Below are 23,301 nucleotides of genomic sequence, written 5' to 3'. Positions count from 1 at the left end.
CACTTAACTTCCTCATGCTAGTACGAATCTTATAATAGGTAGTTATTGGCTATTGCAGTCATTTTTTGCAGCGGGTGATGCTAAAGACACATTTGGTTGCCAAATCCTGTCCCATATTTTATGAAGATTGTTTAAGTTTGGTCTTTGACTTATTTTTTCAAAGTTACCAATGCTCACCTCTAAATCATTTTTTTGACCCACTACAAAATTAAACACATAGTTGCATTCCATGCCCATACGTAAATCAGAAAGTACAATATTGCTTTGCTGTTGGCGCACCGAATAAAACCCTTTAGTAAACCACTGCAAGCGTTTTATAGCCCATTCATCGCTAATATTATTTAACAATGAAGGCGTTGTTTGATAAGGCGTTAATGTAACATCGCTGGGCGCGTCAAATACTGATGCATAACCTTCGTAGTATTGTCCGTCAGACATCACAACAATACGCCACAGCAAAGTGGTTAGCGGAGCAGGCGTACTAACGTACGCATTTACTGGTATTTGCCTGTTGTTGAGAGCCGTTTTTACTTTGTCATCAATATTTACTTTTAAAATTAAAGCGCAAAATAAATATAGACTACTTAAAACTAAAGCCGCTGCATTTATACGATAAGCCGTTGCTGCTTTTATTTTGGGTATTAGCGTACATATTACGCCAATTAATAAAGGAAGCGTGTAAGCGGGGTCAATAATAAACACACTAGAAACCGCAAAGGGGTACTCAGTAAAAGGCCAAAGTAATTGTGTACCGTATACCGTTAGGCTGTCTAATATGGCATGTGTAGATAAACTTAAAAATACTAGCCAAAACCAGCGCACTTTATAAGTTTTCATTCCGGTGTGTATTTTTAATATTAGCCATACAATGAGCGGGCTAATTAATAAATGTATTAATAACGAATGGCTAAAGCTACGGTGGTAAGTAAATGCTTCTACAGAGCCACCATATGGCAAAAATACATCTAAATCAGGGAGTGTGCCTAAAATTGCTCCCCATAAAACGGCTTTTCGACCTATTTTATTGCCTAATACCGCATAACCTACAGCACTACCTAATGCTACCTGCGTTAAAGAATCCATTTTGATTAATACCTTTAATTACGACTTTTATTATTTATACTTTTTGATTATTCAAAAGCGTCAAAAAATAATGTGAAATATTTGATAAGCACATCAATGCCCAAAATTTATAAACTAAGCCTGGGTTTTATAAAATCTAAAAATGCTGTAATGCGAGACGATACAGCACTATTTTTATAATACACGGCTTGTACAATTTCTCGGTTATTAGGTGAGCTAACTGCACTGGGTAACACTTCAACTAATTTACCTGTTTTTAGGTCATTGCCAATCATAAAGTGAGAAAGTAGCGCCACACCTTGGTTTGCAATACATAGTTGGCGCACTGTTTCACCGCTGCTTGCGCTAAGCGAAAACGTAAATAAAGCGGGTTTTACTAGCGGCCAGGTGTTTAATTTAGGGGAGTCACTAAAACCAATTAACTTATGATTTTGTAAGTCATCAATTTGCGCAATTGCTTTGTTATTATTTATATATTCTGGGCTGGCTACAATACGCAACTGGCTGCTGCCAAGTCTACGAGCATGTAAGTTTGAGTCTTTTAAATCACCAATGCGTATGGCTAAATCGGTTTTATGTTCAAGTAAATCAATAATGCTGTCGTGCGAGGTTATATCAAGCATTATGTGGGGGTATTGCTTGGCAAATTCGCCAATTAAAGGCGTAAGTTGGTGCAATACAAAAGGGCTTGCCGCATCTATTCGCAGCTTGCCACTTGGCGCTTGTTTTAAAAGCTTTATGGCTTCTTCACCGGTATAAAGCGTATTTAACCCTTCGCGCGCATATTTTATAAAAGTATGGCCTTCTTCGGTAAGCTCTAATCGGCGTGTTGTTCTGTTTAGCAAAGTGCATTGCAGTGTATTTTCAAGGCGTGATACAGCTCGCGACACTTTAGCCACCTGTTGATCGAGCAAATTAGCCGCCCCCGAAAAGCTTCCGCAATCGACTACCGTTATAAACGTTTCTAAATCTTCAGTTTTTGAATGAACAGCCATAAATATACCAACACCATCTTTGCATTATTAACAAAAGTATTTTGTCACTAATGCTATTTTTTGCAAACGATATTTTAGCCAAACTACATTCTTCAAATATTAATGAGGATATAACTATGCCATTGGCTTTGTGGGCGCTTACCTTAAGCGCATTTGCAATAGGAACAACTGAGTTTGTAATAGTGGGATTAGTACCCACCATTGCAAACGACTTAGGCGTAAGCCTACCTTCAGCAGGTTTGCTTGTAAGTTTATATGCGGTTGGCGTTGCCATCGGTGCGCCGGTGCTAACGGCTTTAACGGGTCGCTGGAATCGTAAAGTGGTACTAATAAGCTTAATGGGCTTATTTGTTTTAGGTAACTTACTTGCATGGCAAGCGCCAGGTTACGAAACATTAATACTTGCGCGCATTTTAACGGGGCTTGCCCATGGTGTGTTTTTTTCAATCGGATCGATGATTGCCACTAGCCTAGTAAGCAAAGACAAAGAAGCCAGTGCAATAGCCATTATGTTTACCGGACTTACTGTAGCACTAGTAACTGGTGTGCCACTAGGTACATGGATTGGACAACACTTTGGTTGGCGTGCAACGTTTTTAGTTGTGTCGGTATTAGGTTTAATTGCATTAATCGGCAGCTCTATTTTAGTACCAAAAAACTTAAAACAATCAATACCAGCGACGTTTAAAGAGCAACTACAAGTAATCGTAAAACCGCGTTTATTACTCGTATATTTAATGACGATATTGGGCTATGGCGGCACGTTTACAGCGTTTACTTATTTAGCACCTATTTTAGAGCAACAAACAGGTTTTGCGCCTTCGGCTATTGCCTTAATAATGCTTGTTTACGGCGTATCGGTAGCGATAGGTAATATTTGGGGTGGAAAGTTGGCCGACAAACGCGGCCCAATTAGCGCACTGAGCATTATATTTAGCGCTTTGAGTATTATTTTACTGATATTTACCTTTACGATGGAATCAAAAATTGCTGCTGTACTTACTATTTTAGTATGGGGCGCATTTGCTTTTGGTAATGTGCCAGGCTTGCAACTTTATGTAGTAAAGCAAGCACAAAAGCACACGCCAAATGCGGTAGATGTTGCATCAGGTTTAAACATAGCCGCATTTAATATTGGTATTGCACTTGGCTCAATTATTGGTGGTAGCGTAGTAGAGAACATGACCCTGCAAGATACAGCATGGATAGGCGCCGTTATCTCTGTTTTAGCACTTGGTGTTACACGCTACAGCGGTATGCTTGATAAACGTGAAATTCAGCAAGCATAAAGCCTTAGCAGGGTCTGTTGACCTTTTAGGATTAAATTTGTTCAATCTAGGGACAAAGAGTAAATCCACCCTAGGAAGAACCTAAAGGCAGCGCGTATTTGGCATTTATGCTGCGTTATCGCCTATTAATGTGGAACAACCACACTGCATAGGCTCTGCCTTGCCTAAATACCAAATACACTGCTGCAAATGTAATCTCTAAAGATTAACAGACCCTAACCTTGAAACTAAAATTAATGACCTCATACCTGTTATGAGGTCATAGATTTTTAAGTGACAGTCGTAATAAGAAGTAAAAGGTGTATTTCGTAAAACTTTTAAAAGTTTGTATTTCAAAACCGATTATTTTATAAGGATAAACCATGACAAAACGTGTAATAGAAATGCCAGAACTAGGTATGGGAACATTCCGCTTAGAGGGCGACACTGCCTATAACTCAGTAAAAATGGCACTCGAAGTTGGGTTTCGCCATATTGATACTGCACAAATTTATGGCAACGAAGAGCAAGTAGGTCAAGCCATAAAAGATAGTAATATTCCGCGCAGTGAAATATTCTTAACCACCAAAGTGTGGAATAACAAATTAAATAAAAGCGACTTTATCCCAAGCGTTAAAAAGTCACTTGAAAAGCTACAAGTTGATTCGGTCGACTTACTACTAATTCATTGGCCATCGCCTGCTAACGACGAGCCAATGAGTGAATACCTCACTGAATTACTAAAAGCGAAGCAACTTGGTTTAACTAAGCACATTGGTGTATCAAACTTCACTATTGCAAACTTAAATGAAGCAATGCAAACGCTTGACTCGCGTGAAATATTTACCAATCAGGTTGAGGTTCACCCATATTTAACTAATACTAAATTGCGTGCATTTTGTGCTCAGCACGATATACATGTAACTGCGTACATGCCATTTGTAGTAGGTAAAGTACTTAAAGATAAAACCATTATCGACATTGCTAACAAGCACGATGCAAGTCCAGCACAAGTTGTTTTAGCATGGGTTAACGCAAGCGGCATGACGACAATTCCATCATCAACTAAGCGCAAAAACTTAGAAGATAACTTTAACGACCACGTTAAGTTAGATGATGAAGACATAGCCCGCATTGATGGCCTAGATTGTGGCGACCGCCAAGCAACACCAGACTTTGCGCCGCAGTGGGATCAATAAACTTATCTCAAACGCAAAGTTAAACTAAATATTTTAAGGTGTAGATTATCTACACCTTAACTTTTAAAAGGAATACACATGTTAACGGTTATAGCTGCACTGTCGTGCAAAAATATTGATGCAGATGTGATGCTTACAGCACTTGAAAACTTACAAAAGTCATCGCGCCAAGAAGTAGGGTGCTTACGTTATGAACTATCGGTAAAAAGTGATGATGAACATACCGATTACGTTGTTAGCGAACAGTGGGCGTCTGATGAGCACTTTGAAGCGCATAAAAACGAGCCACACTTTAAAGCGTTTGGTACGCAAGTTACTGGGCTTTTAACCAATAGTAGTATTGATGTATATAAATCAATTGGTTAAATTCTTTTTATAGTGCCTTTTATGGTACGTATTAAAATACTTAGCTAAATTACATATCATAAAGTAAATACCCAAATAGGTGCTGTTAACCTACATCACCTTTTATTCTTACACTCCAACCTGCCTAAATACCCAGCTTCGCCAATATCAATGAAACCTATTAGGACTCTTTTTTGTTAATTCGCACTCGTAGTGCTTCGAAATCAAAAGAGGTTTATAACTTTATTAAATGTCGTTTTGGTATCATAACCCACTCTAATAAATAGCCTATTTAATTTGTTGTTTACATTAAAGTTCTCTGGTGTAAATTATAGAAATATAACATGGCATTTTAGTCAGCCGTAAATAGTTCGAGTGGTACTCAATGTGAGGCTTAAAATAGCAAACTATTTATATATTTTTTGTGTGTTATATTTTTAGAGCTGAGTTAATTAAACTAATAATGGAGACATGGGTATGGAAATTAATAAATCTAATCAATCAATTCTTATTTTTGTAATCCCTTTATTAACTGCGTATTTTGGATCAAAAGTTATATTTCACTTATTTGCTTTTGAGTATCTTGTGTTTACAGATACTTTTGACATTCTAAAGCTACTCATTGATATTAGTGTATTTGGAGTGTTGTTCTATATTAGTTCGCTGGGCGTTGGTTATGTCATCAGAGCTAAAACATAAGTTTTTAATCATTAGCTGGTAAATTGCTAGCTAAAAAATCACAGCCAATAAAGCCTTAATAGCTTTAAACTGTATAATTTATATGGAGATAATAATGAAAAAATTAATCGCAATAGTAGCGTTGTTAGGCTTTGCCTCATTTGCACAAGCTAATGATAGTTTTGTAGTGAATGCTAAATTTTATGATAATAAAAACTTAATTGGTTCACCTATTTTAGTAGTCAATTCAAACGAAGAGGCGTCAGTTTCAGTTGATAATTTGTATAGTTTTGCTCTTACAGTAACGCCAATTGATGATTCTACTGTTAGTTTAGTAACTGACCTAAAACTAGGTGGAAAACATATGGCTCCCTCTTTAATTGTTGAAATAGGCAAAGAAGCAAGTATTAATATTGATGGTAAAGAGCTGTCAGTTTTAGTAAGCAAATCAAGCAGCTAATAATACCAACCTGCATAAATCTTTGATCAATTTAACGAATTAAATTGCACTATAACGTCGTTAAAAATTTTTTATTTAGAACAACTAGATATAAAAATTTTTGCCTAGTTCTAGCGTAATTTTCTTAACGTTAAATAGACCCCATATATAAGCAGATTGGTATAAGTTAAAAATTAGGAATATAACTAATGAGAAACTCAAGAAATGAAATAGTAAAATATGGAGTCTCTTTTGGTACGGCCCTAGCAATTGCTATTTCATGGAGTGCTAATGAGTCTGTGTTATGGGCAATTTTGCACGGTTTTTTATCTTGGTTTTATGTTATTTGGCATATAATTACGCGATAAGTATTTTCGCGTGTGCACTGATTGATTATGTAGATTGCGGTCAATGTTAATACTCGAGCAATTACCATCTAAAACTATTAAGTCAAAAATATAAAAGGAATAATTAATAATGAAAGGTGCTGGTGGAAGCTCTGGTGGTATTGGGCATTTTTTTATTGGTTTAATTATGATGTGCGGTGGCTTTTATATGCTGCTAAACGCAATTTCGGTGACCTCTAATTTTGGACTAAGTTCTCGCATTTATAGTGTTAATGCTTTAGGTGGCTTTGGCGTTACAGGCGGCATGGTTATGATCCCATTTATTTTTGGTGTGGGTCTGATTTTTTATAATTCTAAAAATATTTTAGGCTGGGTGCTATCTCTTGGCTCGTTAACCGCACTCATATTTGGTGTTATATCGAGTGTTCGATTTAGTATGCGAACTATGACGTCGTTTGATTTGATTGTTATTATAATTTTAGCGTTTGGTGGCTTAGGGCTATTTTTACGCTCTCTAAAATCTATTGATACTTAAATAATTGCCACGCTTTGTTTTCAATACAATTTTAATTATAGGCATTTAACATGATGTTCCAATGCCTAAGCTAATACATTAATAATGTAATCCTTCCTATTTACTGTTTAACCAGTAACGTATTTTAAAGAGATTTATGTGAACAACTCAATACAGCTAAAACTAATTGCTACTCACTTATTAGCACAAAGAGAAGAAAACCCAGCACGTTCAAACTTTCCTAAAGAGTTAGTACTAGACTCGACTGACGATGCGATAGAAGTACAAAAGTTGATGATTTATTTAAATGATCAAACCGTATATGGCTGGAAGTGTATGCTGCCTTTAGATGATGGCTCAATTATATTAGCGCCTCTTTTACATGCACCTATAAAACAAGCTGAAAATTGCCCACTGTATACAACAAACAATAAAGCGCTGATTGAACCCGAAATTGCATTTATTTTACAAAGTGATTTACCAAGTAATAAAACCTATACAAATAAAGACGTAGATACTGCATTTGCCAGCGCCCATTTAGCACTTGAGCTTATTCAAAAAAGGTTTGATGAAGACACTCCAAGCACTCACATTGAAAAGCTGGCTGATGGCCTATCTAATCAAGGCGTGTATTTAGGCCCACAAATAGATAAAGCCAAAGCGTATAACGCAAATACTGTAAATATTAACGTTAAGCAAACTGAGCTGGAGTTAAACTTGGCAGGTGTGCATCCTGCAGAACTTGCGCAGCTTCCACTTTATTGGGCGGTTAATTACTTATCAGCAAAGGGAATTAATTTAAAAACTGGGCAAGTGTTTATAACAGGCTCTTATTGTGGTGTTGTTGAGCTTAATACAGATCAGTTAACCACGGTTAGTTACGAAGACTTAGGGTCTGTTAGCACTACGTTTTTATCAAAGTAAATTTAGCGTTACTTAATAGATAAATCATATTTTAAAATAAGCGCATCTATGTAACGGGTGCGCAAAGTGTGTTGTTTTTCATGATCGGCGCCATGCCCTAACGCTTTGTTTAAAAGCTTCATGGCGGGGTGTAGTTGTGCTCTTTCTTCTTGGTTTAAACTCGCTTTACTGCGCAGTTCTGTAATGTCGTCAACTAATAGTCTGCCAATATCTACCGAGACTATTTCGTCTATTAAACCATTCTGAGTAAGTACACCGTACTTACTGCATAAAAACTGTTGCCAAATTTGCTGTAAGTGCTCGTCTATTTCACAGCCAAATAGCTCTTCGCTAAACGCAAATCCTTGCTGAGCGAGCTTAGTTAGGCTTGCAGTATATTGCTGTGCAAAATAATTAAAAGCGTGGCTTGATGATTCTATTTTTTGTTTTAAAAGACCCAGCCCCCAATTAACACAGCCGCGCGGGTAATAGTCGTCATACTCTTCGCATTCATACAAGCCTGAATATGAGCTGCAGCTAAGTTGGCTTTTAATACAGTAACTTGGTTTTGGGAAAACACTTCGCTCTTGCCAAGCTAAAAGTGTATCTGCATCTATATTTAATGCTTGGCACAGTTCATCGGTGTTATAAAAATGAGTTGCTAAGTAGTCAGATAAACGCATAAAGCCTCTGGTATCGTTAAAAATAAAATACTGTTTATATATACAGTTATTCATTTTGTAATACCAAACTTAATAATACAAGAGATTTTATAATTAAATGTAGGCTTACACCTCCAAAAGTACCCGCAATTATGTTACAAATAGCGCAAGTTTTATAAATAATGATTTTTTATGCGCACCCTAGAGAAAATTAAACAAGCAAGCCTTATTACAGCTATTAAAACGCCATACTTAGCAAACGGTGAAATAGATCTCGCAAAGTACGATGAACTCGTAGAAATACAAATTGCAGCGGGCGTTGATGGCATTGTAGTCGGTGGCACAACAGGCGAAGGCCAGTTAATGAACTGGGAAGAGCATTTAATGCTTATAGCGCACAGTGCAAACAAGTATGGCGACAAACTGGTTATTGTTGGTAATACCGGTAGTAACAACACCCGTGAAGCGATTAAAGCAACTAAATATGGCTTTGCCAGCGGTATGGATGCAGCACTGCAAATTAACCCGTATTACGGACGTACTTCAATCGCGGGTGTTAAAGAGCACTTTAAACGCGTACTTGATATTGGACCTGCCTTTATTTACAACGTAGCAGGGCGAACAGGTCAAGACCTAACACCTGATATTATTGAGCCACTCGCTAAGCATGAATATTTTATTGGTGTTAAAGAGTGTGGCGGTAATGAACGTATTGCCCATTATGAACAACAAGGTATTGCATGTTGGTCGGGTAACGATGACGAAAGTCACGATGCGCGCCACACACATAAAGCGCACGGTGTTATTTCGGTTACTTCTAACTTAATACCTGGGTTATTTCGTCAGTTAATGGATACGCCAAGTAACGAGCTAAATGCGTCGTTACAACCATTAATGAACTGGTTGTTCTGTGAACCAAACCCGATTGCTATTAATACCGCATTGATGATGACAGGTGCAGTAAATCCAGTATTTAGATTACCGTATTTACCGCTTAGTGATGAACAACAAAAAGTAGGTTTGCCATTAATAAATGAGCTTAACAAACGTGAAGTTGTCGGTGGTAAAGCACAGTTATTAAAACAAAATGAGGTATTAACGCTTTCTTGAGTTGATAATCAATATTTTAATGACTTAACAAACTAATTTTTAGCTTTTAATCCAGTTTAAAGCTAACTGTTGACTCGTTTTTGCTGTATAATTTGCGACCCTTGATAATGTGGCCGTAGGTTATACAGCATGAATTTTAAATCTTTTAGTTTCGCTCCTGAAATCATCCAGGCGTTGGACGAACTTAACTATCACACTCTTACGCCCATTCAGCGCGCAGCAATCCCTGCTGTTCGTAAAGGTAAAGACGTTTTAGCCAGTGCACAAACTGGTACCGGCAAAACTGCCGCGTTTGCTTTACCTATCATCCAAAAATTGGTTGAGTCTGAACTCAGCACAACGAATGCACCTCATGCGTTAGTACTTGCTCCAACGCGTGAACTTGCAGAACAAATTGCAAATAATTTTAGAGATTTTGCAAAGCATACATCACTTAAAGTCGTTAGTTTATTTGGTGGTGTTAGTACCGCCGGCCAAGCAAACGCTTTAAAAGAAGGTGTTGATATTGTTGTTGCAACACCAGGTCGTTTATTTGATCATATTCGTTTAGGTAACTTAAGCCTTGCAAGTGTTAAGCACCTTGTTCTTGATGAAGCCGACCGTATGCTTGATATGGGCTTTATTGAAGACATGCAAAACGTGATTAAAAGCTGTGCAGAAGAGCGCCAGATTTTACTTTTCTCTGCTACTTTCCCTGCAGCAATTAAACAATTTGCATCTAAAGTATTAAAACAAGCTGAAATAGTGCGTGTTGATCAAACTAACAGTACAGCAAGTACTGTTGAGCATGTTGTTTACCCTGTTGAAGAACGTCGTAAGCAAGAACTACTTTCTGAATTGATTGGTAAGAAAAACTGGCAACAAGTGCTTGTATTCGTAAACATGAAAGAAACGGCTGATGAGCTTGTTAAAGAGCTTAACCTTGATGGTATTCCGGCAGGCGTTTGCCACGGTGACAAATCTCAAGGTAACCGTCGTCGTGCTTTACGTGAATTTAAAGAAGGCAAAGTACGTGTATTAGTAGCTACAGAAGTGGCTGCTCGCGGTATTGATATTGATGGTTTACCTCGTGTAATTAATATTGATTTACCATGGCTTGCAGAAGATTACGTTCACCGTATTGGCCGTACAGGTCGTGCTGGTCGTCAAGGTCAAGCAATCTCATTTGTTAGCCGCGAAGAAGAAAACACTTTGTTTGAAATTGAAACGTTAATCGGTCAAAAAATCAAACGTGTATATTTAGAAGGTTACGAAGTAAGTAACCGTGAAGTACTAATTGATAAAATTGGTAAAAAACCAGCGCATTTACGCCGTACACGTTCTAACAAGTTATCAGGACAAGCAACCGGTGAAGCGAGAGCAGTAAATCGCTCACGTATTTCAAGCGTTCGTAAAAGCTTAAAAGGCGAAAAACTGTCACTTAAAAAGTCATAGTTAACGCCGTTTAGTTTAAAAAAACCTGAGTTTACTCAGGTTTTTTTGTGCCTGATGATAACACCTCATCAATAATATTTGCGTATACATAAGCCGCTTGCTCGCCCTCTTTATTTGCTATTATGGACAAACCAACTGGTAAACCACTTACTTTGCCTACCGGCAGAGTTATGTGCGTTGTGCCTGCAATAGCAGATAACGAACTACTACTGCCATTAAAATTATCACCATTAACTAAGTCTGTTTTCCAGGCGGGTGATACTGTAGGCGCTATAACAATATCAAGCTTGTTGTTTTTATATACATTAACAATGGCTGTCGTTGCTAAAGTGCGATAGCGTTCTTTAGTCTCTTGGTATTTTTGTTTGTTAGTTAAATCAATAGCCTGCGATTGAACTAGTATATCTTGCTCAAAGTGGGGCATTTCTGTATTTTTATTTTGAATATTAAAATTAATAAGTGCTTTTAGGCTTTTAACAGCTACTTGTGCGGGAGTGATTGCAAGATAATGATTAATTTCGGCTTTAAAGTCGTAAAGTAAAATATAGTATTCATCAACAAATAGCGTATCTAAGTTATCAGTAATATCTACATTAATAACAGTGTGCCCAGCCTGTTTTAATGCTTGTAACTGCTTGGCATAAAGGCGCTGCGTTTCAACTGTAAATTTGTCGCTAGGCAGTGCACCAATAATAAGTGACGATTTTGATTTTAGATTACCTGTATTTAATTTAAACCCTGTAGTTGTTGCATCGAGAGAGTCCTCACCTTGCAAAACTGATAAAACCAGCAATGCATCTTTAAGTGAATGCGCCATCGGCCCTACTGAGTCTTGACTACTAGAAAGAGGCACAACACCTGAGCGTGATACTTGGCCCATACTCGGTTTTATTGCATAAACTCCATTTACTGAGGCAGGGCACGTAATTGAACCGTCTGTTTCAGTCCCTAATGCTATGGGCGCAAAGTTAAGTGCAACTGCCACAGCAGAGCCTGCACTAGAACCACATGGATTACGTGTTACATCGTGCGCATTATGTGTTTGTCCGCCTACGGCACTCCAGCCTGACGATGAATAGGATGAACGAAAATTTGCCCATTCACTTAAATTAGCTTTACCTAAAATTATAGCGCCCGCATTACGTAGTTGTTTAACAACAAAAGCATCATTATCAGTAACGTTATTTTTGAGTGCTAAAGAGCCAGCCGTTGTGGGAAGTGTGCCTTTAGTTTCTATATTATCTTTAAGAAGTACAGGTATTCCATGTAATGGACCTGTCCAAGTGCCTTTGGCGGCAAGTTCATCTAACGTTTTAGCTTGAGCAATCGCTGTAGGCTCAATACTAATAACTGCATTGTATTGTGGGTTAAGTTTATTAATTCGGTCTATATAATTTTGGGTGAGTTGCTGTGCATTAATAGAATTATTTTTATATGCACTGTGGATTTCATCGATGGTTTTTAGCTCTTGTGCTTTAGCGTTAAAAATTGCTAATACACTAAGCAACGAAAAGGTAAATGTTTTGATCATTGTTGAGGTGCTTGAGTTGTTATTATTTTCTATACATTTAGCACAAAAAAACCTCACAAAGTGAGGCTTTTCGATAAACAGCTTAAAAAAGAGGTTTAAGCGCTTTCTAACATAGACAGTGCGACTGCTTCAGCTGCTTTAATACCATCAATACCCGCTGATAAAATACCGCCAGCGTAACCTGCGCCTTCACCTGCAGGGTAAAGCCCTTTGGTGTTAATACTTTGGAATGTTTTATCACGCTTAATACTAATAGGCGACGAAGTACGTGTTTCAACACCGGTTAATAAACCGTCGTTAGTTGAAAAGCCACGAATTTGTTTATTAAACGCTGGTATCGCTTCGCGAAGGGCATCAATTGCAAATTGTGGTAACACTTTACTCAAGTCAGTTAACTTAATACCAGGTGTGTAAGAGGGTTGTACTTCACCTAAGTCTGCAGATGATTTACCTTTTAAGAAATCTCCAATTAACTGCGCTGGTGCATCGTAGTTGCTACCACCAAGCTCATACGCTTGCTCTTCAAGTTTGCGTTGTAAGTCTATTCCAGCAAGTGGATTACCAGGGAAATCTTGCTCTGGTGATATACCTACCACAATAGCGCTGTTAGCGTTACGCTCACTTCGTGAATATTGACTCATACCATTGGTAACAACACGGCCTTCTTCAGAGGTTGCCGCGACTACTGTGCCACCTGGGCACATACAAAAGCTGTAAACCGTGCGGCCATTGTCGCAGTGATGAACAAGTTTATAATCGGCAGAGCCTAAAATTGGGTTTCCTGCATTTGTGCCAAAACGACATTCATCGATCATTGATTGTTTATGTTCGATTCTAAAACCGACTGAGAATGGCTTTGCTTCAACATAAATCCCTTTTTTGTGGATCATATCAAACGTGTCACGTGCGCTGTGGCCAACGGCTAATACAACATGGCGAGTGTTTAGCTGCTCGCCATTTGAAAGCGTTAAACCTGTTACTTGCCCGTCGTCTAAATGAATATCGTCAACACGTGTGCTAAAGCGAATTTCGCCGCCAAGCTTTATTATACGAGCGCGCATTTTTTCAATCATGGTGACAAGTTTAAACGTACCAATGTGTGGCTTACTTACGTATAAAATTTCATCGGGTGCGCCTGCTTCTACAAATTCAGTAATGACTTTTCGGCCATAATGCTTTGGATCTTTTACTTGGCTGTATAACTTACCGTCTGAGAATGTACCTGCGCCACCTTCACCAAATTGTACATTTGATTCTGTATTAAGTGTGCGTTTACGCCAAAAGCCAAACGTGTCTTTTGTACGTTCACGTACTTCTTTACCGCGCTCTAATATAATGGGTTTAAAGCCCATTTGAGCAAGTAATAAGCCCGCAAATAAACCACAAGGACCAAAACCAATCACGACAGGGCGCTCTTTGATATTATTGTTAGCTTGGGCTACAAATTTATAACTTGTGTCTGGTGCTACTTTTACATGCTGGTCTTTTTCAAATGCTGCGAGTAGCTCGGCTTCGTTATCAACTTCTATATCGAGTGTATAAATAAGTAAAATAGCTGATTTTTTACGTGCATCATAACCACGTTTAAACACATTAAAACTGTGCAATTGTTCAGGTTGGATTTTTAGTTTATTTACAATTGCTTGACCAATTGCGTCTTCGTCATGATCAAGTGGCAGCTTTATTTCGGTTAAACGTATCATTTATATCTCTTTTAGGTGTCATAGCGGGGTATTATAACCGCTCACAATAAGGGGATGCAGGGCACAACGAGTGTGCAAACATTAGGCGCGCATTTTACGTTAAAATAGCCTGATATGGCACTTATTTATTGTATTTTTGGGGTGGATGGGTATGATCCACAACTGTTGTTCAAAATCTTAGGTATTAAAATAGTATGGCGTTTGTTGTCACCGAAAATTGTATAAAGTGTAAGTACACCGATTGCGTATCTGTGTGCCCAGCAGATGCATTTTTTGAAGGCCCTAATTTTTTAGCAATTAGCCCGATTGATTGTATTGATTGTGGCTTATGTGTCCCTGAGTGTTCAGCTGATGCGATATACCAAGAAGATGAGCTACCAGAGTCTCAAAAAGAGTTTACTGAATTAAATGCTGAACTTGCACTGGTCTGGCCGCGCATTACAGAGGTTAAACCTGCACCAGAGGACGCTGATGTATGGAATGGCATAGACGATAAGCTTAAACTACTCGAAACATAATACATAACAATTAGTTACTCCTTTATCATTAAATAGTTAATTTTTCATTTCAAAGTATTAACAAATGTACCTGGATAAATTACAATCCTCAGCTTAAGTTGCTCCTTATGAGTAATTACAGTCTAAATGGATGTTTATGCAGTACTTTATAACTATAATAAAAAAGTTTACCTTCCTATTTTTAAGTTTTGCTTTATTACTTTCAAGCCTTGATGTAGCGGCTAAAAAACAGCAAGTTTCCTTGTCTCGTATTGATTCAAATATCACCGTTGATGGTGTTATGGATGAGGCGCACTGGCAAAATGCAACACGTATATCTTTACTCTACCAAGATGAGCCTAACGAAAAAGGCACCCCCCCTGTAAAAACTGATGCCTTTATTTACGAAGATGGCACTAACTTATATGTTGCCTATGTTGCACAAGACCCAGACCCTGAGCAAATTCGTGCATCACTTCGTGACCGCGATACGCTATGGGAAGACGACGTAGTTATTCTTGTTATTGATACATTTAATGATGAACGCAGTGGTTATGAATTCCATGTTAACCCGCTGGGCGCGCAAGGCGATATACGAATGACCGACACCGATGGGTGGAGTTCTGATACCTCATGGAATACTATTTGGGATAGCGCAGGACAAATTAACGACAAAGGTTATGTTGTTGAAATGCGTATTCCTTTTAAAGCACTGCGTTTTCCTGAAAATAAAAATGAGCTAACGTGGGGTTTTTCTGTAATGAGAAACTATCAACGTGATGTGCTATATCAGCTATCAAATATGGGGTTTGATAGAAATGTGAAATGCAGCCTTTGCCAGTTTGATAAGTTAGTTGGCTTTAGTGACATTGAATCAAGTAAAAATATCCAATTAACACCTACATTAACCACACTGCGTAACGATAATAAATCTGCGTTGCCAGGTGATTGGGATAAGGGTGATATAGATACTGAAGTGGGTTTAGATTTACGCTGGGGTTTAACAAAAGATGCTGTTTTAAACGCGACAATTAACCCTGATTTTTCGCAAGTAGAAACTGACTCTTTAGAGCTTGATGTAAATACAACCTTCTCAATTTATTACGCTGAAAAACGTCCTTTCTTTTTAGATGGTGCTTCTTACTTTAAAAGTAGCTTATTTGAGCTTTTATATACACGTACAATTGCAGAGCCTACTTTAGGTGCAAAGCTGACGGGTAAAACGGGCGATCATAGTTATGCGCTAATGCTAGCTGATGACGACAATAGTAATATTTTACTGCCAACGAATCAGGGCTCTGGCTTTGCAAGCTTAAACGAAAAAACGAATGCAGCCGCAGGGCGTTATCAATATGACTTAGGTCAGCAAGGTACTATTGGTATTTCAAGCACGCACAGAGAAAGTGATGACTATCACAACACTGTATTATCAGTGGATGGTAGCTACTGGTTTAATCAATCGGATACTCTTTTGTATCAAGTGTCATCTGCTGATACTCGTAACTCTGAATTTTTAATTCAAAACTATAACTTATCTGAAACTCAATCAGATGAAGCTTATGCTCTAGAACTTACCCGCGATAAACGTGATTACAAATTATTTGCATCTTATGAAAATATTGGGCAGGACTACCGCACTGATTTAGGTTATCAAGCTAAAGTCGATTATGAAAAAGTAGGCTTTGGTGGCGGACAAACATGGTACAGAGATGAGTCTGATTTACTTACCTCATGGTCATACGAAGCTGACTGGGATAAAACGTGGGCGCAAAATGGCGACTTACTTGAAGAAGAATACGAAGGCTTTTTGAGTTTTAAAGGTCAAAAACAATCTATTTTTGAAATTGGTTTAGTACACCGTTATGAAAATTATAATGACAATTTTTATAATCAAAATATTGGTTACATTTATACGGGCTTTAAACCCACTAAAGATTTAAAGTTATCATTATATGTTGAATACGCTAGCCGCATTGATTATGCAAATGAGCAATTAGGCGATGCGTTTGACACCCAAACCCAAATGGTGTGGGATATTAACGACCATTGGCAGCTCGATGTAAAACATAACTACAGCCAATTAGATAACCCACAAGGGGAGCGTGTATTTACAGCTAACTTAGTTGATTTTAGGCTCCATTATAAATTTAGTATGCGTTCAATTCTTAAGCTTGTTTTACAATTTGAAGATATTGATAGAGACGAAAATGCCTACTTTTATCAAGTTAGCCAAATTAACAAAGACTACGGTAGTCAGCTTGTTTACTCATATAAAATTAATGCGCAAACACTGTTTTATTTGGGTTACTCAGATAGAGGTTACCAAGACGATTCACTTAAAAATATTGAGCGAGATCAACGTACCTTATTTACAAAAGTTAGCTATGCATGGCAGCTTTAAATATTAATAATAATTTTATTAGCGATAATTCCTACTAGTTTGAGTAGCAATGCATAATGCGCAAGAATAATTTTTAAATGATGTACGACAGCGGAGCAAATGCGATTAAGGTTGAGTAAATATAAGTACTTAAAGCTGTAGTGGTGAGGCATAGATTAATGCGGCAAAAAAACGACAAAGCTTATATACCGAATGTATTAAATTTTAAACAATTGAAACGTTTTTGTTTATTTTTATTAATCCCACCTATACTATATGTAGATATAGTTAGTTAATCCATTATCGTTACAATTTTTTGTTATTCTAATGGCTTAGGATTATATCAATGCTTGCGTAGTACTAAATGCAAGCGATATAATCCGCTTTTGGTAATAGGTTTGATAGGAGAAGCAAAATAGATGGATTTTTTTTATGAATAAACTTAAGCCGCTCGGTTTTATTTTCTTAATCATAGTTCTATTTTGTTTCTGCATAAACATAGAGTTAACTAATCAGATCAACCGTATAAATCTATTTCAGACTAATATTGATATACGAAGTTTCGAGATCACGAATACCTCCCTTGATATGGCTCCTTGGTATAATCCCATTTTAAATGGCCATTATATAATTGAGCAGCCAACAGCTGATTTTTTACTTATCAAAACCACTGATACCCAATTTGTAGCCGCTGATTCTAATAAGTTAATCATGATGACACTCTCATCACCCATGAACTTTTTATTTTTATGTATATTGATATTTGGCTCAGGTATCTACGTACGTAGAGAACGTAGAAAACGTCATTATAAAAATCAAATAGCGGAGCTCAACCGCCAAGCCAATAGCTTACTTACTGCATTTAATTTACAAGTTAAACCGGCAGAGAACCCATTAGGTGTAAGCAGCTTAAGTCAATCTATAAATAGCTTAAATTCACACGTAGTTAATTATGTAAAACAAACTCAAACAAGTATTTGTCAAGATAAACTGACGCTGTTAATTGACCGCCATGCATATATTGAACACATAGACAGACAAATAAATCATGCTAATCAGGAAGATCTCAAATGTGCGCTTCTATTTATCGACTTGGATGGCTTTAAACAAGTAAATGATTCGTTTGGCCACAGTTTTGGTGATGAAATATTAGTTCAAGTGGCCAGTCGACTTGCAAATGTTTTACGTCACCATAAGTTAAGTAATATTAATAGCGCTAATCAATTAGAGCAAAACTTATCAAGATTAGGTGGAGATGAATTCTCCATATTTATAGAACTACTTGATGATAGCGACAGAGTTGTTGACATTGCGAAGCACGTGTTAAGTGAGCTTGAAAAAGACTTTGTGCTTGGCAATAAAATAGTAAAAATTAGTGCCAGTATTGGTATTGCTGCTTACCCAGAAAGTGCGTCAACCCCACAAGCACTTTTACAATTAGCTGATGTTGCTATGTACAGAGCTAAGAGTGATGGTAAGGGAATATTTAAAGTTTACTCGCCAGAAATGGGCAACAAAATGCGCCGTTACCATTATTTACTCGAAGAATTGCGTTTAGCGCTCGCGTGTAAAGATTTTTACTTGTCTTTTCAGCCAATTGTACATGTTGAAGATTGTATGATTGATTATTTTGAAGCACTTACCCGGTGGGACCATCCAGTTGAAGGTATGATCCCACCTTCAGAATTTATTCCAATAGCAGAAGAGTCGAATTTAATTTTAGAGCTTGGCGATTGGATTATGCTTGAATCGTGTCGGCAAATGGCTGCATGGCATAATGCAGGTATGCGCAAAGTAAAAATATCAGTTAACGTTTCGGGCATTCAGTTAAAGCACCGTGATATTTATGATTGGATAATGAAGAAGCTAAAAAAAACCGGCTTACCGGCGACGTCTCTAATGCTTGAAATTACCGAATCAACATTTATTCAAGCCAGTCCTAGAATAATCAAAGAGCTAAGTAGATTAAGAGAAGAAGGCATCACTATTGCAATTGATGACTTTGGTACAGGTTTTAGCTCGTTGAGTACATTAGCGGATTTACCAATTGATGTTATTAAAATTGATCGCTCGTTCATAGCTCAAGCCAATAAAAGCCAAAAATATAACGATATATTAAATACAATTAGTGAGCTTGGACAAAAGCTGGGCCTTAAAATTGTAGCTGAAGGCGTTGAAGAAATAGGGCAGTTTGAGCTTGTTAAAAAAATGGGTGTGAGTTCAGTTCAGGGGTATTTAGTGAGCCGTCCTGAGTCATCAGTTAATGTATGCAATAAAGTATTACGTAATAACACCAGCAATCTTTCTGCATCGGTTACAAGTGCGTGGGATATTGTTAGTTAGTTAGTTAGTTAGTTAGTTAGTTATTTAGTTTGTTAGTTAGTTAGTTAGTTATTTTACAAATAAAAATGCCACTCTAAATAGAGTGGCATTTTTTGTTTAATCAGTAATTAATGTATTAAAGATCAAATGTGCGTGAAACAGCAAGTACAATACGCTCATCAGCATAATCGTAATCTAAGCTAGTGTTTTCAGCAGCCACTTCAATACCAAAACCTTCGTAGCTTGTTTGATAAGCTAGGCGGTAGTGCTTGTACGATTTTTTCTGGTTTGTATCCCAAGCCCACTTTTCACCATCAAGTGAGTTTGAAATATCAAAACTTGCACGTAGTGCATGATTTGGAGCTAGTTCATAAGTGTGAGCAACCATTGAAATTACATGACCCGCACCTGTTCCAAAGTAATCCCAGCTATACCAAAAGTTAAGCTCAGTTTGGCCGTATTCACTTGCATAACCAAACTTAGTGTAAGCTTCAGCGTAGTTACCGTCACTGTTATTACCTTGATAAGTGTAATAAGCGATACCGTAATCAACGCTGAATTGCTCATCAAGTTGTACATATTTACCTAAGTAAGCATCAAGCTCAAAATCAGTGTCGTCACCAAAATCTACGTTTGAGGCCCAAACACCAGCGTAAACACCACTATCAAAGGCATAATCTAAGCTGCCTTGAATTGCAGGGTCGCTATCGGTCTGTGTTACACCATTAAAAGTGTAGTCAGACGCTGCAGTGATTGTTGTTGACCAATCAGCTGCTGCAGTTGTTGATAAAAGTGCAAATGGTAGTGCTACTACAAGTTGTTTTAGTTTGTTATTCATTATTAATCCCTAGTGTACTGTGTCTATTTTTGTGTAATCAATTGCGTTTGCTTTTGGTGAGCTATCTATATTCGTTACTGTTTTAAATTTACTGTAACCAATAAAGGCTGCACAGATAAAGAACAAGCCGATAACTAATGCGCCTACCCACTGAATTTGTAAAAATTCTAATTTAAACAATAGTGTAAGTAATGATAGAGCAACAACATTTCCGATTATGTATTTCATTTTGCCAAAACGCTTTACGGTAAAGTTTAGGTTATCTGTATATAAACGCACTAACGAATCAAGTGAGTTAATTACAAATACAATACCTACAAATACCATAGCGAAGTTTTTAATACCTTGAGTTGGGATGCCCGCTTCATGGTAGTGATAAAGTACGCTAAACCAAATCGCAATAGGAATAGAAGGGAAAATCAACATTGCAGCTAATACTTGGTATGTTTTAAGTCCACCAACAAAGCGTGATGTAAATTGACCAATCATTATGCTCCACGCAAACCACCAGAATAAGTAAAACTCATGGTAATCATTAAGCGGTAAAACAAATTCATTAATGTTTGCAAAGTAAGTACCAATAGAACCTAAGTTATCTGTAAATGCTGACATTTGACCATCACCTATCACAAATGCGCCAGTCCACATAAAGGCGATTAAAGCTAAGAATAACCACGTAGTAGAAATACTTAAAATACGTACATATTTAATATCAGTACTTGAGTACACAGCAAAACAGATAGCAGCAAACACAATTAAGTAAAACTCAGAAACTATACTTGTTCCATCACCTAATTCGGGTAAATACCACGGTAGGTTTGTAAGCAGCAAATAAGCGGTAAATGCACATGTACCAATAATTACAACGTTATTGATAAATTTAACCCAAGGAATTTCGAAAAATTTCACTTTAGGTTCTATTACACAGAAATAAAAGCACGTAAGAAAGTAAAATCCCCAGATCAAAAATCCCCAGTAGCCAAACTCAATAGCCAGTGGATTTGCAAACGCGTATTCTGGGCTTGCTTTTATGTCTGCATAACCTGCAAACTCAGTTAAAGGAAACATAATAAGGCCAACATCTAGGCCAGAAGTAAATAGTATTGCTATAAAGGTAAAGGTTCGAACTGGTGTTACACCTACTACGCGAACATTACCCCATTTAATTAAAATAGTGATAATAGCAAGTAAGGTAAAAATGATGCCTGCATTAAGCCAAATAGTCATTGTTACCCTCCAGTAATGAATAAAAATAATTCATAAGCACTCCGTATTTTATTGTTTTATTCTCGCATTAACACAACGTAACCTATTTACATCGTGTGCCACTGCAAGGCACGCATTGGTTTAGCCCGACGAGACTAAACCTAAGCATGTGGCTAAAGTTAGATCTCCGTACTACGTTGTGTTTCTTGCCAGTTTGTTGTTATGGCAACATTCACATCCGATTTCTGTAATGGTTCTTTACCTAAAATTATGTCAGCTGCTTTTTCGGCAACCATAATAGTAGGCGCATTCAAGTTTCCGTTAGGAACTGTTGGGAATATAGATGAGTCAACAACACGTAGTCCTTCAATACCATGTACTTGCGTATTTGAATTAACAACGGCCATATCATCTTCACCCATTTTGCATGAGCAAGAAGGGTGGTAGGCACTTTCTACGGCTTGGCGTACAAAGGCATCTATTTCTTCATCTGTTTGAATATGTTTACCTGGTTGAATTTCTTCATCGCGGTATTCATCAAAGGCACTTTGTTCGATTATGTCGCGTGTTAAGCGAACGCACGCTCTAAAGCCTTCAATATCGTCTTGGTGTTCAAGGTAATTAAATAAAATGGTTGGTGGTTGCTCAGGGTTCGCAGAAGCAATAGTCACACTACCACGGCTTTTTGGTTTGTTATGACCAACATGTACCTGAAAACCATGACCTGCAAATGCACTTCTACCGTCGTAACGCATAGCCGCTGGTAAAAAGTGATACTGAATATCTGGCCATTCAACACCTGGTTTTGAGCGAATAAACGCACACGATTCAAAATGATTCGTTGCACCTAAACCCGAACGCGTTAATAACCAGCGCGCGCCAATCAAACCTTTTGAAACAATGCCTAGCTTGCCGTTAAGCGTGATAGGTTGCTTACACTTGTATTGAAAGTAAAACTCAAGATGATCTTGTAAGTTTTGACCAACACCTGGTAGATGATGCTGTACTTCAACGCCTGCTTTTTCAAGCGCTTGTGTGTCACCAATACCAGAGAGTTGTAAAATATGTGGAGAGCCGATTGGGCCTGCACTTAATACAACGTCTTTTTCAGCATATGCAGTTTTAACGTCGCCATTTACTTTGTATTCGATGCCAGTAGCTTTCTTGCCATCTAAAATCACGCGCTGTGCTAGTGCACCTGTAATAATCGTTAAATTACTACGCGATTTAACCGGGTCTAAGTACTCACGAGAAGCAGAGCTGCGCACGCCGTCTTTTACGGTCATGTGCATTGGGCCAAAACCCTCTTGCTGCGACGCATTATAATCATCAGTAGAAGCATAACCGGCTTGCACACCTGCTTTTATAAAGGTGCGGTAAAGCGGGTTTTTCATTTCGTTGCCGTTATTAACGCCAAGCGGACCTTTGCCACCTCGGTAAGTATTTTCACCAAGGTAAAAGCTTTCTGCCTTTTGAAAATACGGTAAACACGATTTGTAATCCCAGCCGTTTGCACCGTGTTGCTGCCATTCGTCAAAATCTTTTGCATGGCCGCGTACATACACCATGCCATTAATAGATGACGAGCCGCCTAATACTTTGCCTCGTGGGCAATGCATTTCACGATTATCTAAATGAGGCTCAGGCTGCGTATGAAACTGCCATGCGTATTTTTCACTATTCATAGGAATAGATAACGCGGTTGGCATTTTTATAAAAATACTTTTATCGCTACCGCCAGTTTCAAGTAGTAACACGCGGTTACTTGAATCTTCAGATAAACGGTTGGCTAAAACACAACCCGCCGAACCCGCGCCAACAATAATATAGTCGTAATGATTACTCAT

At 37.8% G+C, this 23,301-nt stretch carries 20 protein-coding genes; 12 read left to right on the top strand and 8 right to left on the bottom strand.

All coding sequences use genetic code 11. The features are described 5' to 3' along the window. Window positions 1-42: 42 nt before the first annotated feature. On the bottom strand, window positions 43-1,083 hold the full coding sequence (locus H5161_RS04045) for a metal-dependent hydrolase (RefSeq protein ID WP_182768735.1): 1,041 nt from the start codon (window positions 1,081-1,083) through the stop codon (window positions 43-45). Window positions 1,084-1,190: 107 nt separating this feature from the next. Next, window positions 1,191-2,078, bottom strand: a complete 888-nt coding sequence (locus H5161_RS04040) for a LysR family transcriptional regulator (RefSeq protein ID WP_182768734.1) — start codon at window positions 2,076-2,078, stop codon at window positions 1,191-1,193. Window positions 2,079-2,194: 116 nt separating this feature from the next. Between H5161_RS04040 and H5161_RS04035 the strand changes: the two genes are divergently transcribed. The 7 genes from H5161_RS04035 to H5161_RS04005 all read left to right on the top strand — a co-directional run bounded on the left by H5161_RS04035 (window position 2,195) and on the right by H5161_RS04005 (window position 7,792). Further along, window positions 2,195-3,367 carry an MFS transporter gene (locus H5161_RS04035; protein WP_182768747.1) on the top strand — a complete coding sequence of 391 codons (1,173 nt, stop codon included), beginning with the start codon at window positions 2,195-2,197 and terminating at the stop codon, window positions 3,365-3,367. 362 nt (window positions 3,368-3,729) lie between these two features. Next, complete coding sequence (dkgB, locus tag H5161_RS04030; protein ID WP_182768733.1) at window positions 3,730-4,545, top strand: 2,5-didehydrogluconate reductase DkgB; 816 nt, start codon at window positions 3,730-3,732, stop codon at window positions 4,543-4,545. Between the two features lie 78 nt (window positions 4,546-4,623). Further along, window positions 4,624-4,911 carry a putative quinol monooxygenase gene (locus tag H5161_RS04025; protein ID WP_002958660.1) on the top strand — a complete coding sequence of 96 codons (288 nt, stop codon included), beginning with the start codon at window positions 4,624-4,626 and terminating at the stop codon, window positions 4,909-4,911. A 456-nt stretch (window positions 4,912-5,367) separates the two neighbouring features. Beyond that, window positions 5,368-5,589 carry a hypothetical protein gene (locus H5161_RS04020; RefSeq protein ID WP_029753242.1) on the top strand — a complete coding sequence of 74 codons (222 nt, stop codon included), beginning with the start codon at window positions 5,368-5,370 and terminating at the stop codon, window positions 5,587-5,589. Window positions 5,590-5,683: 94 nt separating this feature from the next. After that, window positions 5,684-6,028, top strand: a complete 345-nt coding sequence (locus tag H5161_RS04015) for a hypothetical protein (protein WP_182768732.1) — start codon at window positions 5,684-5,686, stop codon at window positions 6,026-6,028. Between the two features lie 456 nt (window positions 6,029-6,484). Continuing rightward, on the top strand, window positions 6,485-6,889 hold the full coding sequence (locus H5161_RS04010) for a hypothetical protein (RefSeq protein ID WP_002958658.1): 405 nt from the start codon (window positions 6,485-6,487) through the stop codon (window positions 6,887-6,889). Between the two features lie 138 nt (window positions 6,890-7,027). After that, complete coding sequence (locus H5161_RS04005) at window positions 7,028-7,792, top strand: 2-keto-4-pentenoate hydratase (protein ID WP_182768731.1); 765 nt, start codon at window positions 7,028-7,030, stop codon at window positions 7,790-7,792. An 8-nt stretch (window positions 7,793-7,800) separates the two neighbouring features. Here the strand turns inward: H5161_RS04005 and H5161_RS04000 are convergent, their stop codons facing one another. Then, window positions 7,801-8,454: a DUF6058 family natural product biosynthesis protein gene (locus H5161_RS04000; protein ID WP_024606143.1), complete on the bottom strand. Its 654-nt coding sequence runs from the start codon at window positions 8,452-8,454 to the stop codon at window positions 7,801-7,803. Between the two features lie 171 nt (window positions 8,455-8,625). Here H5161_RS04000 and dapA point away from each other — a divergent pair, with 171 nt between their 5' ends. Next, entirely contained in the window at window positions 8,626-9,543 is a 918-nt protein-coding gene (gene dapA, locus H5161_RS03995) for a 4-hydroxy-tetrahydrodipicolinate synthase (RefSeq protein WP_182768730.1), read from the top strand. Between the two features lie 129 nt (window positions 9,544-9,672). Continuing rightward, entirely contained in the window at window positions 9,673-10,977 is a 1,305-nt protein-coding gene (locus tag H5161_RS03990; protein ID WP_002958629.1) for a DEAD/DEAH box helicase, read from the top strand. 31 nt (window positions 10,978-11,008) lie between these two features. On the opposite strand, the gene H5161_RS03985 is transcribed toward H5161_RS03990, so the two are convergent. Further along, a complete protein-coding gene (locus tag H5161_RS03985; protein WP_182768729.1) occupies window positions 11,009-12,508 on the bottom strand; it encodes an amidase family protein in 1,500 nt (499 codons plus the stop codon). Between the two features lie 95 nt (window positions 12,509-12,603). Then, window positions 12,604-14,211: an NAD(P)/FAD-dependent oxidoreductase gene (locus H5161_RS03980; protein WP_182768728.1), complete on the bottom strand. Its 1,608-nt coding sequence runs from the start codon at window positions 14,209-14,211 to the stop codon at window positions 12,604-12,606. A 194-nt stretch (window positions 14,212-14,405) separates the two neighbouring features. Here H5161_RS03980 and fdxA point away from each other — a divergent pair, with 194 nt between their 5' ends. The 3 genes from fdxA (at window position 14,406) to H5161_RS03965 (ending at window position 19,431) form a co-directional block, all read left to right on the top strand. After that, window positions 14,406-14,729 carry a ferredoxin FdxA gene (fdxA, locus tag H5161_RS03975; protein WP_002958626.1) on the top strand — a complete coding sequence of 108 codons (324 nt, stop codon included), beginning with the start codon at window positions 14,406-14,408 and terminating at the stop codon, window positions 14,727-14,729. A 136-nt stretch (window positions 14,730-14,865) separates the two neighbouring features. Continuing rightward, window positions 14,866-17,109, top strand: coding sequence for a carbohydrate binding family 9 domain-containing protein (locus H5161_RS03970; protein WP_182768727.1), 2,244 nt, complete (start codon window positions 14,866-14,868; stop codon window positions 17,107-17,109). A 567-nt stretch (window positions 17,110-17,676) separates the two neighbouring features. Then, entirely contained in the window at window positions 17,677-19,431 is a 1,755-nt protein-coding gene (locus tag H5161_RS03965; protein WP_404936161.1) for a putative bifunctional diguanylate cyclase/phosphodiesterase, read from the top strand. Between the two features lie 115 nt (window positions 19,432-19,546). On the opposite strand, the gene H5161_RS03960 is transcribed toward H5161_RS03965, so the two are convergent. The 3 genes from H5161_RS03960 to betA form a co-directional block, all read right to left on the bottom strand. Further along, window positions 19,547-20,248, bottom strand: coding sequence for a TorF family putative porin (locus H5161_RS03960; RefSeq protein WP_024603578.1), 702 nt, complete (start codon window positions 20,246-20,248; stop codon window positions 19,547-19,549). A gap of 9 nt (window positions 20,249-20,257) precedes the next feature. Continuing rightward, complete coding sequence (locus tag H5161_RS03955) at window positions 20,258-21,475, bottom strand: BCCT family transporter (RefSeq protein WP_182724772.1); 1,218 nt, start codon at window positions 21,473-21,475, stop codon at window positions 20,258-20,260. A gap of 158 nt (window positions 21,476-21,633) precedes the next feature. Then, a complete protein-coding gene (betA, locus tag H5161_RS03950) occupies window positions 21,634-23,301 on the bottom strand; it encodes a choline dehydrogenase (RefSeq protein WP_182768725.1) in 1,668 nt (555 codons plus the stop codon).

It is taken from the genome of Pseudoalteromonas sp. SG43-5 (assembly GCF_014164345.1).
In the GTDB taxonomy this organism is placed as follows: Bacteria; Pseudomonadota; Gammaproteobacteria; order Enterobacterales; family Alteromonadaceae; genus Pseudoalteromonas; species Pseudoalteromonas distincta.
The sequence above is the reverse complement of the archived record's forward strand: the minus strand, read 5'-3'. Positions and strand labels throughout refer to the sequence as shown.